Source organism: Thioalkalivibrio sp. XN8, from assembly GCF_011058255.1.
Lineage (GTDB): Bacteria > Pseudomonadota > Gammaproteobacteria > Steroidobacterales > XN24 > XN24.
On record NZ_JAALFH010000067.1, the window covers coordinates 235,550 to 248,255 of the forward strand.

Consider the following 12,706-nt stretch of genomic DNA (forward strand, 5'->3'; position numbering starts at 1 on the left):
CGGACGCTACGGACTGAGCGAAAAACGGTAGGCGTGACGGTCCAGCGGACGCGGCCGGCCGGCCTGGTAGGTATCCACCAGCACCTCGCCGCTCGCGGTCACCGTGAAGACCCGGAACATCGGCGTGTGCTGGGTGGCGTCCGGAATCTTGGTACGCTCCAGGGCCGGAATGTGCAGGTAATGCACACGGCCCAGCTGCTTGGAGTGCTCGACGCGGTCCATGTCCATGTGGAGGTCGCCGGAGATCACCGCCGCCAGGTTGGGCTGGGCCACGACCTCGGCGAAGGCCGGGTTGGCAACGCCCTTGTCCGGGTTTTCCGGGTAGACGCCCGCCTGGGCGCCGTGCACCACCAGGAACACCGGCCTCGGGTACGCGGCGCGCACCTGCGCCAGGACCCAGGCTACGCCCTCGTCGTTGAAGTCTCGCCCATGGTCCGGCGAGGCGTGCACCATGACCAGGGGCCCCAGGTCCCGCGTGTAGCGCGGCCCCGGGATTTCGGCCTGGCCGTTGTTCCAGCGGTTGGCGAACTCGAGAAAACGTTCCGTGGTGCTGTCGTGCTCCTCGTTGCCCATGATCGGATAGAAGGGCAGCTCGAGTTGCTCGAGCACCGCCGCGGCATTCTCGTACTGGACCAGGGTTCCCTTGTGCGCGATGTCGCCGACCCCCACCACGAAGTCCAGCCTCCCATCGGCCGCCAGCGCGTTCACGTCGCTCACGGCCGCCGCCAGGTTGGGGAATTCGGGCTCCGGCTTGGGCTCGGCGTCGCCCAGGACCGCAAAGCGCAACACCACGGGTTCGCCGGCAGGTTCCAGCACCAGCTCGGCGTACCGGTTCATCCCGGCGCCGCCCTCGCTGCCGGCATCGTAGACGTAGCCGTACACCAGGGCGCCGTCGTCCCGCCGGTAGACATTGCCGCGCACCCAGGCGCCCCGAATGCCCTCGACCTGCAGTGCCGGCGCCTGCCATCCGTCGCCCCGGTTCACGGTCGTGTAGACGGAGCGGTCCACCTGGTCGATGAACGCGACCACGATCCCGCCGTCCCAGCCGGCCGCATCCGCGCCTGCCTGCTGCGAGTCGACGGCGTGCTGCACCACCGGGAGAGCGGCGACCAAGGTGGCAGGGGAGGCGGGCGAGGTGCCCGTGATCCGGCGTTCGTAGAGCCGGCCATCGGCACGTCGATACAGCACCACGAGCGTGTCGTTTTCCGGCCGGTAGACGAGTGGGAGCACCGCTCCGAAATGATCCTCCCCCACCGCGGCACCGTCATCGAGCAGCTGCGCCTCGGTCAGCGTGTCGTCGGGCAGCAGGCGGCGATGCCAGATCGTCCCGTCCAGGCCGTAATAGGCGAGATGCACGATGCCCCCGGCGCCCAGGACGGCTTGTGGTCCCGCAGTCTCCAGGCCGTCGTGATCGAGCACGACTTCCGGGCTCCACTCGCCAGCGGTCGAGCGAATGCTGTAGCCGATGGTGTCGCCCAGGTGGAGGGCGACCATCGTGCCGTCCGGCCGCACTACCAGCGTCGCCATCTGCGCCCGCGCCGTGACACTCGTGGCCGGCTCGTCCGTGACTGCCCAGGTATCCGGCGCGTCCGCGTGACCCGAGGTGCGGAAGGCATGGTAGAAGGTCGCTTCCGTCACCTGGTGCAGGATATGGATGGTGTCGCCGACCAGTCTGGCGTCCACCGCCTCCAGGTCGCCGGTGGCCGGTCGGTTCGCGCCGTCGACTTCCTGCCAGCTGCGGCCGCCGTCGGTCGATTTCACCATCATGAAGAGGTTGTCGCTCTCGGCCGGCTCCATGATGAAGTACAGGTCGCCGTTGGCGGTGCGCCAGGGCCCGACCCGCCCGGGCGTCTCGACGAAGGTGCCGCCGAGATGCCCCGCCGGCACATCCAGGGTCACGATGGAAATCGGCGTGCCCGCCACGGCCCGGCCGGCGCTGTCCGCCAGGCGAAACTCGAACACGTCGCCGGGCTCATTGGTCACGGCGCCGTCGGCGAAGCGGCGGATGACCAGGGGCCATTCCAGCTCGGCGTGCGCCCCGGCAGCCAGTGACAGGGGCGCACATGCGGCGAGGCTGACGCCGCTGCCGCCGCCATGCGGCGCCGCGATGCCCGCCAGCAGGTCCGCCGTCGGCGCCCCGTCCTCGTAGGTGCCGGCGGCCACGACACTGACCCGCGGCGAACGCGGCTCGCCTTCGATGACGAAGGAGCGGAACTCGGCGGCGCCGGGCGCCGGGAGCAGGAAGCCGAACTCCCGCGCCGGCAGGCTCGATGGTGCCGGCAGGCTGAATTCCACCGCGTCGTCGTTGAAGTTGATCTCGAGCAGGCCCTCTTCGAGCTTCACCTCGGCCTGCTGCCATGCCCCGGCGCGCACGGCGGCCGGTTGCTCGGCGACCAGCTGCGCGGTGCCGCCCACGACCCGCACGACCCGGACGCGCCCGGCCTCGGCGTCGAGGGTCAGGCGCCAGTGATGGTCGGGATCTGCGTAGCCGAACACGAGGCTCGCGTTCCCGGGACCGGCGGGGTCGAGCCGGTACTCGGCCGCGAAGGCGAAGGCGTCCTCGACGTTCCACGGTGCCGGGTACAGGGCCAGCAGCGGCTCCTCCAGCGAGGCGGCCCGCCAGCCCGGCGGCAGCCGGCCGTCGGCGCGCAACGCGAACTCGAGTTCGAGTTCGCGCAGGGGGTAGGGGAAGTCATGGGCCTCGACCGCTGTCCAGGGGCCGCCATTGCGGCGATACTGGAGGCGCACGCAATCCTCGTCGAGGCCGTCCGGCGGCGCCGCCTCGAAACGGAGCCGGAAGGGGTCATCGGCCCGGACGGTCGCAGTCTCCGACAAGCCGGCCGACCATCCCGTGTCGGCGTTCAGTGGCGCCTCGCGTCCGGCGCGAACCCGGTAGGCAGGGGCAGGGGCAGGGGCAGGACCGACATCGGGTGCGGTCGCCATCGGCGCTGGAGCTTCGGGCCGGTCGGCGCAGGCCGCGAGACAGGCGAGGCCCGCAACCGCCAGCACGAGTGTCGAAGCTTTCATGGGCACCACGCTGTATTGCTGCAAAACACCTTAAAATACTGCGCTATTGTTACAACAGGATGATCGCCAGGCCGCCGGTTGCGGTCCCGCCCCCGGGGCCTTGAGGCCCGGTGGCGAGGCTTCCAATAGCATGGCCGATCGACCAGAATGCGCGGCTTTGCGTGACACACGATGGCGACGATGTCTTCGAATCCCATCCTGGATGATGCCAGGCAGCTGATCGCGGCCGGCCGCAGCGCCGAGGCCATGGCATTGCTGCAGGCCCACGAGGCGGACCGGGCCTGCGCCGCCCGGCTGCGCGAGCTCTGCCTGGGCGAGCGGCTGCGGGAACAGGCCATGGCGGTCAGCCGGCAGCTCGCCGCCGGGCAGGACGCGGAGGCGGCGGTGAGCCGCTCGGCGATCGCCCTGCTGCAGGGCGACCCGCAGCGCGCGCTGTTCGAGGCCGGCATCGCCATCGAGATCGATCCGCGTCTCGCCGCCGGCTACAATCATCGTGCGCGGGCGCTGCACAATTCCGGGCAGTCCCTGCAGGCGGTGTCGGTATTGCGCAAGGCCGTCGAGCTGGAGGAGAACTACCCCGAGGCGTGGGCCAACCTCGGCCTGGTCCTGCGCGCGACCGGGGCCAGGGGGGAGGCCGTCAGGGCGTACCGGCGCGCCGTGGAGCTGGCGCCCGGCTTCGTCGGCGCCGAGCTGAACCTCGGTATCTCGCTGCTGCTGATCGATCATATCGACGAGGGCCTGTTCTGCCTGCAGTCGGTCCTGAAGCGCGATCCGCACAACCAGGAGGCGCTGGTCAACGCGGGGCTGGCCCTGCACCTCAAGGGACAGCTCGACCAGGCGCGGCAGTACTTCGAGCGCGCCATTCAGCTGGATGAGAACAATCCCCTGGCCTGGTGCTATCTCGGGATCCTGCTGCACGAGTGCCACGAGCCGGCGAAGGCGCAGCAGGCCCTGGAACGGGCCGTCACCCTGAACCCTATGGAAGTCGAGGCCTGGGTCGAGCTGGCCGGCATCCACGAGAAGGCGGGCCGGCTCGACGAGACGGCCGCGGCGCTGGGGCGGGCGCTCGAGATCGATCCCGATAATCCGGCCGCGCTGCTGGAACTCGCCCGGCTCAGGCGCCGGGAGGGCCGGCTCGACGAGGCGCTCGAACTCTTGCAGCAGCTCGGTGAGCGGCCGTTGCCGGCGCGGCTGCGCCAGCAGGAACGCTTCGAGGTGGGGATCGCGCTCGACCGGGCCGGTCGCTATGACGAAGCCTTTGAGGCGTATCGCCAGGGCAACGAGTTACTGGCGCGCAATATCCGGCGGCGTGAGGTCGATCCCCGGGCCTTCGGCCGGGAGTGCGAGCGGCTGGAGCGCTGGGCAGACCGCGGCGCGCCAGGCGCGCGGCCGCAAGACGGCGATCCCGTGGACGACAGCGGCGCGGACCTGTGCTTCCTCGTCGGGTTCCAGCGCTCCGGTACGACCCTGCTCGAGACCATGCTGAATGCCCACCCCGAAGTTGTCTCGATTGATGAGCAGCCGACGCTGGAGCGGGTGATCGATACCTTGCGCGCCGGCGAACCCGGCTATCCGGAAGCGCTGGACACCCTCGACGGGCCGCGGCTGTCCGAGTTGCGCCGGCGGTACCGGGCCGAGACTGAACGCTACCTCGGCGCTCGCAGCGCGGGCCTCGTGGTGGACAAGCTGCCGCTGCGCTTCATGCACGCGGGGCTGGTCAGCCGCTTGTTCCCGGAGGCCCGCATCCTGTTCGCGCTGCGTCACCCCTGCGACGTGGTGCTGAGCAACTTCATGCAGGCCTTTGCCGTCAACGAGGCGTCGATCCACCTCGATTCGGTGGAGAGCAGCGCTGCGGCCTACGCCCGGGCCATGGGCCTGTGGCGCCGGCTGGAGGCACTGCTGCCGCTGCGCCTTCAGTACACGCGCTACGAGGACCTGGTCACGGACCCGCAGGCGGAAATGGCCTCGGTCTGCGCCTTCCTCGGGATCGAGCCGGTGCCCGCCATGTTCGACGCAGCCGCCCGGCTGGCCGGCAGGACGCCGGTGCGCACCGCCAGCTACCAGCAGGTCGCCGAGCCGATTCACCGACGCTCGGCGGGGCGCTGGCGAAATTATTACGCGCGGCTCGAACCCTGCCTCGAAGTGCTGCGGCCCTTTGCCGAGCACTACGGCTACGACCTCGCTCAGAACTCCCAGCCCAGCCCGACCACGTAGCGCCAGTCGTCCCGCTCGGGCTGCACGCCGTCAGCATCGCGCTGCGGTTCCTGGATCCGGTCCCAGATTACCGAGAAATCGAGATCCAGGCTGTCCGTCAGCTCGATTTGCAGGCCGCCCATCATGTGGTGATTGTACTTGCCCGCGTCCGAGCTGGTGAGCTGGAAGCCGTACTCGTACTTGAAGTCGATCCAGTCGGTCAGCTCGCGCTCGTAGAAGGTGCCGAGCACCAGGGCGGCGCTGCCCACCGAATCGTCCTCCCCGAACTCCACTTCGTCAAACCGGGTGGCCTGGTAGGCGGGACCGGTAAACACGTCCCAGGACTCGTCGCCGGTGTCGATGAGCTGCCAGCCGAAGCCCGAGCCCACCCAGACCCGGTGGGCGACGTTCTGGAACGGATCGCGGAAGTACTCGCCGAACACCGGTCGGAGGAAGAACCGGTCGGTGAGGAAGCGGTCCCAGGAGAACGTCGCCCGGTGGTTGTTGGTGATCTCGACATCGTTGGTCTGGGCATAGTTGGCCAGGTAGTCGAGCCGCACCCGGTTCTTGACCGTGCGCCGCGTCGCGCTCGCCCGGGCGTAGAAGTCCCGCTGGTCCGAGTTGCCTTCACGCACGGTGGCGCCGGCGGACAGCCTGGCCGCCCAGAAATTGATTTCCTTCGGTTCCCCGGCCGTGATGCTGATGATCTCGCCCTGGGCGATGGTCGTGCCGGTGGCCAGGATGGTCAGCTCGCCGTCCTGCAGCACTACCTGACCGGTCGCGATCCGGTTACCGTTAGCCCGCACCTGGAGGATCTCGGCCGTCCGAAGCTCCTTGATGTCCCTCCAGTCGAGCATGACGACGCCGAGCTCGTCGCTGTCGAATTCGAGTTCGTTTTTGTACATCGCCTTGACCTGGCCCTTGAGCCACTCGTCCGAGGGCAGGCGCACCCAGTCGTAGTCTGCGGGTACAGGCGAGGCGTCCGGCCAGTTGAGCTGGGCCGGGGCCGGGCCAGCTGCGCACAAGGTGAGGCCGACGAAGGTGGACAGCACGATGGCATGTCGCCAGATCCATGCGGGCATCGGCTACAGTCTCTGTGACGGTCAAGGGCGGTGCAGGAGCGTAGCAGAAAGCAGCCTGTGGCACGATCCGCAGCTGCCTGGAATGCAATCTTCGGGCGTCTTCCGGCGTCATCCCCGGGAGATCCACACGCGTACCGAGGAGTATTCGACATGGCACTGGCGTTACGACTGGCGACAACGCTACTTGTACTGGTTTTCTTTGCATCCGGCGGCGCCAAGCTGATTGGGCTGCAGTTCGAGATCGAGGCCTTCACCCGGTGGGGCTACCCGCTGTGGTTCATGTACCTGGTCGGCGTCATCGAGGTGGGCGGCGCGGTCCTGCTGCTGGTGCCTCGGCTGACGGCGCCCGTCGCCGGCGGACTGGCCGCCTTCATGCTGGGCGCGGTCGCCACCCACGTGGTGCATGCCGAGTGGGGTATGCTCGTCGTGGCCACGACCATTCTGCTGCTTGCGGCGTGGCGGGCCTGGGCCGGGTTGCGGATCGGGCGTAGCCTGCCCGAGCTTTATAGTCAGGTTTAATTAAGTTACGTAAGATATAGAAAAATAATAACTTTGAGAATCAGGGCGGATTATCGAGAGCGGGCAGTGGTGCGACCGGGTGACGAGTACTTCGTGCCCTCGCCGCTCCCCGGCGTGGAGCGGCTCATGCTCGATCGCGAGGGCGGCGAGGTCGCGCGGGCCACCAGCATTGTGCGCTATGCGCCGGGTTCGAGTTTCTCCACGCACACCCATGGCGGGGGTGAGGAGTTCCTGGTGCTGGAAGGGACGTTCGCCGACGAGCTGGGGGTCTACCCGGCCGGGACCTACGTCCGCGATCCGCCGGGATCCTCCCATGCGCCTTGGAGCGAACCGGGCTGCACCCTGTTCGTGAAGCTGCTCCAGTTCGACGCGGGGGACCTGCAACGCAAGGTCGTCGACACCCGCGCGGGCCAGTGGTTGCCGGGGCTGGTCGAGGGGCTCGAAGTCATGCCGCTGCATGAATTCGGCACCGAGCACGTGGCCCTGGTGCGCTGGGCGCCCGGCACGATATTCCAGCCGCACACGCACTACGGCGGCGAGGAAATCCTGGTCCTGGCGGGGACCTTCGAAGACGAGCACGGCTCGTATCCCGCCGGCAGCTGGCTGCGTTCGCCGTCGTTGAGCCGGCACCGCCCCTTTACCCGCGAGGGCTGTACGATCTACGTGAAGGTCGGGCACCTGCCGGCCTAGCTCGGTTCAGCGGCCGTCGTCCGGTCCCGTGTCCTCCATCTCCTCGCCGATCGGCCTGCGCTGCCACCGGCCCTCCGCATCGCGGCGGAACTCCTCTTCCACCCTGAGCATCGCGGCCTGGTGGGCCTCTGCGGCGACGTCTTCCTCGCTCCGCGCCTTGGCCATGGTGGCCTTCTCGACCACGCGGTTGTAACGGGCGCGGTACAACTCCTGCGCCTCGGTCGGCAGCTCGGCACGAATCGTCGGCGGCAACTGTTCGATCGATTTGAACATGCTATGACCCTAGCATGCCTCAGCCGGCGACGGTGTCGCCGCCGAGGATGGGCAGCACCTCGCCGCTGATGAAGCCGGAATCCGCGTTGCTGGCCAAGAAGACGTAGGCGGGCGCGATCTCCTCCGGCTGGGCCGGCCGGCCGCGCGGCGTGCCGGCGCCGAAGTCCTCGACCTCCTCGGCGGGGCGCTCGGCGGGATTCAGCGGCGTCCAGACGGGCCCCGGAGCCACGCAGTTGACCCGTATCCCACGCTCCACCAGGTTGCGCGCCAGCGACTTGGTGAAGGCATGGATCGCGCCCTTGGTGGCGGCGTAGTCGAGCAGGCCGGGGCTCCCTTCCAGGCCCGTGATCGAGCCGGTGTTGATGATCGCGCCGCCGCGGCCGAGATGGGCGAGCGCGTAGCGCGCCATGAAAAAATAGCCGTCGATGTTGGTGCGGAAAGTGCGGTCCCACTGTTCCAGCGAGATGTCTTCGATGTTCCGGCGATGCTTCTGGAAGGCGGCGTTGTTGACCAGGATGTCGAGCCCGCCGAGCGCTGCGACGACTTGCGCCACCGCTGCCCGGCAAAACCCCGCGTCCGACACGTCGCCGGGGACCAGCAGGGCGGTCCGGCCTTCCTGGTGAACGGCGGCCCGAGTGGTTTCGGCGTCGGCTTCCTCTTCCGGCAGGTAGATGATGGCGACATCCGCCCCCTCGCGGGCGAACAGCACGGCCACCGCGCGGCCGATGCCCGAGTCGCCGCCGGTGATCAGCGCTTTCATGCCCGCGAGCTTGCCGGCCGGCCTGTAGGCGGGGGCCTGGTAGCGCGGTTTCGGCTCCATGCGAGCTTCCAGGCCGGGCGGCGAGATCGGCTGCGGCGGGAACGGGGGCTCGGGTCGCTTGTTCATAATGGCTCCGGGTCAGGATGGATGCAGGGCCTCGAGCTCGCGGCGCAGGCCGTCGAGCAGTCGCTGGCGCTGGTTGTCGCCCTCGCCCTGGGCCTCTAGTTGGCGCGCGCTGCGATGCTCGCCGAGATGGACAGTGATCCGGTGCGGCCGCGGCACCAGCCGCCCGACCGGCAAGGCGTCGAACGCGCCTTCGATCCAGACCGGCAGTACGCGCACATTCGGCGAGTTCTCCAGCAGGACGCCGATGCCTGGCCGCAGCGGGCCCAGTCGCCCGTCTGTCGAGCGCTGGCCCTCGGGAAACCACACCAGGCTCCGGCCCCGGTCGAGTACGGCCTTGGCGAAAGCCAGTTCCGACACCATGCTTCGTTCCGGGTCGATGGGGATCACCCGGCCGAGGCGGCTGAAGACGGTGAACACGCGGTTGCGATAGGCCCAGCCCGCCAGGCCGCCCCAGAACAGCTCCCGCCGGCGATCAGGCGGCAGGGCCGCCGCCAGCGCAAAGGGGTCCAGCAGGCTGGCGTGGTTCGGCGTGATGACCAGCGGCTCGCGGCCGGCGGGCGGCGAGCCTTCGCGCCGGACGCGAAATACGACTTGCATGAGCCCGCTGTTGAGCCGGTACAGGGCATTCGTGGCCGCTGCGCTGGCCCATGAACGCGGCTCGAGCCAGGTTTTCTGGTCCTCGCTCAGCCTGGCCTCGGGATCTTCGAGAGGGTCCTGCAGCTGCTCGGGCGACGGCTCCTCGCCGGCGACGACCTCGAGCAGGTCCCGGACGGTGTCGATGCCGGCGATATCGTCTTCCCGCAGTTCGACGCCGGTGGCCCGCATGATGTCCGTGCTGAGGTCCAGCCAGCCGAGCGAGTCGAGCCCCAGCGCGAGCCGGAAGCTGGTGTCCGGGCGCACCCTGGCGCCAGGAAAGCGCCGGCCGATCAGCTCCCAGGCCTGCCGGGCCCGGTCGTTGGCCAGGAGCTCGCGGTCTTCGGGCGCCATGTCCTCGATGGCCATGGGCTCCGGCTCGGACTCCGCCTCCTCGGCGCCGAGCGACTCGTAGCGTTCCTCCAGCTTGCCGCGACGAATCTTGTCGAGCCGGGTGCGGTCCAGCGGCTCGCGGGTGATCCGGAACCCATCGATGCGCTGGTGGGACGGCAGCTTCTCCGAGCATTCACCGACGGCGGCGCTGATCGTATCCTCCAGCGAGTCGGCGTCGTCACGCAGGGCCTCCGGCGCCGGGTGGATCACCGCCACCAGGCGATCGTCGTCCTTGAGGATGCCGATCTCGGCGATCTGCGGATGCGCGGCATAAGCCTCCTCCAGGGCCTCGGTGCGGATGTTCTCGCCGGAAGCTGTGACCAGCATGGTGCTCTTGCGCCCGAGCACGTGCAGGAAGCCGTCGTCATCCAGCCAGCCGAGATCGCCGGTCCTGAACCAGCCTTCTGCGGCAAAGGCCTCTTGCGTTTCTTCGTCCCGGTCGAGGTAGCCGTCGAAAACCCCGGGGCCGCGCGCGAGGATCTCGCCGGCTTCCTCGTTGCCGTCGGATTCCACGCTGCGGTCGATGCGCAATTCCGTGCCCGGCACGACCCGGCCCACCGAGTCCGCGCTGCCATCGCCCGGGAGCTTGATGGTCAGGAGCGGCGCGGTCTCGGTCAGTCCGTAGCCGATGGCCACGTCCCAGCCGATGCCTCCGAGGCGCCGGGCCACGGCGGGATCCAGCGGTGAGCCGCCGGAGGCCAGCATGCGCAGGCGGGGCCCGATACGTTGGTGCAAGGGACGCAGCAGCCAGCGGCCCGCATTGAGGCCGGTGGCCGCGCGCAGGGCCGTGCTTGCGCGCAGCATGCCGCGGGCGAGGGCCCGGCCGGGAGCGGGCAGGGCGTCGATCCGTCGGTCCACGCCGGCCAGCAGCGCCGCGTAGAGGCCGGGCACACCAAGCACAATGGTCACGTCCTGTGCGCGGATAGCCCGAACGAGACCCGGGCCGGTCAGGGCCGCCGGCAGGACGATGGGCACGCCGAGGGCCAGGGGCAGCATGACGCCGATCACCAGCGGATAGACGTGGTGCAGCGGCAGGGGCTGGAGCATGCGGTCATCCGGCTGCACGAGCCCCGCCTCGTCCACCGCTTCGACCTGGTAACCGAGGTGGCGGTGCCGGAGCGGCACGCCCTTGGGCGGTCCGGTGGTGCCCGAGGTATAGAGAAGCACGGCGACATCGTCCGGACCCGGCATGGCCGGCAGTTCGCCTTCGTCCTTGAGCCAACGCTGCCAGGTTTCGTCGGCATCGTCGTCCAGGAGACCAAGTACCGTGCCGTCGTAATCGAGTTCGTCGAGCAGCCGGCGGCGGGGCGCGTCGGCGACGACATATCGAATGCCGGCGTCGGTGAGGATCGTGACCAGGTATTCCGCTTCGAGCTGGGTATCCAGCGGCACTACGGTCACCCCGGCCCGCAGCAGGCCGAGGAACAGCTCGATCCAGGCCGTTCCGGGCGGCGCGAGGAGGGCGATGCGCCGCTCGCTGCCAAGGTCGTTGAGCGGGAGGCCGCGGGCAACGCTTTCGGCGCGCGCCGCGAGGCGCCGGCAGGAGAGAGCATGCGCCTCTTCCTCGTCGAGTTCGATGAGGGCGGGCTCCCGGTCACGACGCCCGAGAGTTGCGAAGATTCGCTCCAACGGCAGCGCGTCGTTCATGTCGGCTCTGGTGTCAGCTGTTGGCGAGCCAGCCTCTCCGGGTCGGTTGAGCAGGCGGCAATGGTGCCATTGATGATCAGGCGGGTATCCGGCGGCCGGCATTGACGTTGCGCAATGCATCCCGAGGGCCCGGCCCGGAGACTGCTGCCACGAACGGATTTTCTCAATGGGCGGCGGCGCGGTGCTCGCGCTCGTGGCAGGCCAGTCACACCCGGGCTAGCAGCCCTGGCTCCCCGTAACGACGGCCGCTACGAGGCAGGCTGCGCCGCCGGCCACCAACCAGCCGGCACCGGCGCTGTTTATCCGACGACGACGACGTGGAAAGATCCGTCGGCTTGATCGAACGCAATGCTGCGGCGCGTCGCAGCCGCTTACCCTTGGCGGCAACCGTGGAGCAGGGCCTTGGACAACGTAGTCACCCTGACAATGAACCCGACCATCGACGTCGGCCTGAGCATCGATCGACTGGTCCCGGACGCCAAGTTGCGCAGCGACAGCGTGCGCCGGGAGCCCGGCGGCGGCGGCATCAATGTCGCCCGCGGCATCCACAAGCTCGGGGGCGAGGTCTGCGCGCTGTTCAATGGGGACGAGGTTTACGGCGGGCTGCTCGAGACCTTGCTCGGCCAGGAGGGCGTCCCCTGCCGGCGCCTCCCCATCGCTAACCGGGTACGGGAGGGCATCTCCCTGGAGGTCCGGGAGGCAGGCGAGCTCTATCACCTGGTCCTGCCCGGTCCCGAACTGACTGACGGCGAGCTGGAGCAGGCGCTCCAGGCCGTCGCCGGCCGCAAGCCGACGCCTGCCTACCTGGTCGCAAGCGGCAGCCTGCCGCCCGGGGGCGCCGACGACTTCTACGCCAGGCTCGCCCGCGTGGCCCGGGACCTGGACATCCGCTTCGTCCTCGACAGCCATGGCGGCCCCCTGCGCGCGGCGCTGGCCGAAGCGGTGTTCCTGATCAAGCCCAACGTCCGCGAGTTCGCCGAGCTGGCCGGCGAGGAACCGGCCGACGCGAGGCATGCCGCGGAGCTGTCGCGCGCGGTCCTGGATCGTTATCCGCTGGAAATCCTGATCGTGACCCTGGCCGAGCGGGGCGCGCTGATGACGACCGCAGAGGGGCAGGTATACATGCGGCCGCCGCGGACGGAAACGGTAAGCCCGGTCGGCGCCGGCGACAGTTTCGTTGCGGCCTGTATTCACCAGCTGGCAGCCGGGGGCACGCCGCGTGAAGCACTGCGCGCCGGCGTGGCCGGCGCCGCGGCCGCGGTGACTACGCCCGGCACCGAGCTGTTCGAGGTCGACAGGTACCGGGAGATCCTGGAGCAGACGCGGGAAGCCGACTTGCAAGCCAACTGAACCTGAGGAAGAA

The 12,706-nt window shown here is 69.3% G+C and carries 9 protein-coding genes; 4 read left to right on the forward strand and 5 right to left on the reverse strand.

Annotated elements, in window-relative coordinates; translation table 11 throughout:
* Positions 1-6 precede the first annotated feature (6 nt).
* Positions 7-2,835, reverse strand: coding sequence for a metallophosphoesterase (locus G6N75_RS15355; protein WP_240901133.1), 2,829 nt, complete (start codon positions 2,833-2,835; stop codon positions 7-9).
* 372 nt (positions 2,836-3,207) lie between these two features.
* Here G6N75_RS15355 and G6N75_RS13285 point away from each other — a divergent pair, with 372 nt between their 5' ends.
* Entirely contained in the window at positions 3,208-5,241 is a 2,034-nt protein-coding gene (locus G6N75_RS13285; RefSeq protein ID WP_165348847.1) for a tetratricopeptide repeat-containing sulfotransferase family protein, read from the forward strand.
* Here G6N75_RS13285 and G6N75_RS13290 read toward each other — a convergent pair.
* A complete protein-coding gene (locus G6N75_RS13290; protein ID WP_165348848.1) occupies positions 5,211-6,302 on the reverse strand; it encodes a DUF481 domain-containing protein in 1,092 nt (363 codons plus the stop codon). The two genes, G6N75_RS13285 and G6N75_RS13290, sit on opposite strands and share 31 nt — an antisense overlap.
* Before the next feature lie 150 nt (positions 6,303-6,452).
* Here G6N75_RS13290 and G6N75_RS13295 point away from each other — a divergent pair, with 150 nt between their 5' ends.
* Complete coding sequence (locus G6N75_RS13295; RefSeq protein ID WP_165348849.1) at positions 6,453-6,821, forward strand: DoxX family protein; 369 nt, start codon at positions 6,453-6,455, stop codon at positions 6,819-6,821.
* Between the two features lie 69 nt (positions 6,822-6,890).
* Complete coding sequence (locus tag G6N75_RS13300) at positions 6,891-7,511, forward strand: cupin domain-containing protein (RefSeq protein WP_346765544.1); 621 nt, start codon at positions 6,891-6,893, stop codon at positions 7,509-7,511.
* 6 nt (positions 7,512-7,517) lie between these two features.
* Here G6N75_RS13300 and G6N75_RS13305 read toward each other — a convergent pair whose 3' ends face one another.
* Genes G6N75_RS13305 through G6N75_RS13315 form a run of 3 tightly spaced genes read right to left on the reverse strand, consistent with a single transcriptional unit; the run spans position 7,518 to position 11,343 of the window.
* Positions 7,518-7,784 carry a ChaB family protein gene (locus tag G6N75_RS13305; protein WP_165348851.1) on the reverse strand — a complete coding sequence of 89 codons (267 nt, stop codon included), beginning with the start codon at positions 7,782-7,784 and terminating at the stop codon, positions 7,518-7,520.
* A 19-nt stretch (positions 7,785-7,803) separates the two neighbouring features.
* Complete coding sequence (locus G6N75_RS13310) at positions 7,804-8,670, reverse strand: SDR family oxidoreductase (RefSeq protein WP_165348852.1); 867 nt, start codon at positions 8,668-8,670, stop codon at positions 7,804-7,806.
* A gap of 12 nt (positions 8,671-8,682) precedes the next feature.
* A complete protein-coding gene (locus G6N75_RS13315; protein ID WP_165348853.1) occupies positions 8,683-11,343 on the reverse strand; it encodes an AMP-binding protein in 2,661 nt (886 codons plus the stop codon).
* A 402-nt stretch (positions 11,344-11,745) separates the two neighbouring features.
* On the opposite strand from G6N75_RS13315, the gene G6N75_RS13320 reads away from it, so the two are divergent.
* Entirely contained in the window at positions 11,746-12,693 is a 948-nt protein-coding gene (locus G6N75_RS13320; RefSeq protein WP_165348854.1) for a hexose kinase, read from the forward strand.
* The last annotated feature ends 13 nt before the right edge of the window (positions 12,694-12,706 follow it).

Excerpts from the sequence above, each read along its gene's own strand:
- G6N75_RS13315 (WP_165348853.1), bottom strand. The coding sequence starts at position 11,343 with ATGAACGACGCGCTGCCGTTGGAGCGAATCTTCGCAACTCTCGGGCGT.
- G6N75_RS13290 (WP_165348848.1), bottom strand. The coding sequence starts at position 6,302 with ATGCCCGCATGGATCTGGCGACATGCCATCGTGCTGTCCACCTTCGTC.
- G6N75_RS13285 (WP_165348847.1), top strand. The coding sequence starts at position 3,208 with ATGTCTTCGAATCCCATCCTGGATGATGCCAGGCAGCTGATCGCGGCC.
- G6N75_RS13310 (WP_165348852.1), bottom strand. The coding sequence starts at position 8,670 with ATGAACAAGCGACCCGAGCCCCCGTTCCCGCCGCAGCCGATCTCGCCG.
- G6N75_RS13295 (WP_165348849.1), top strand. The coding sequence starts at position 6,453 with ATGGCACTGGCGTTACGACTGGCGACAACGCTACTTGTACTGGTTTTC.
- G6N75_RS13305 (WP_165348851.1), bottom strand. The coding sequence starts at position 7,784 with ATGTTCAAATCGATCGAACAGTTGCCGCCGACGATTCGTGCCGAGCTG.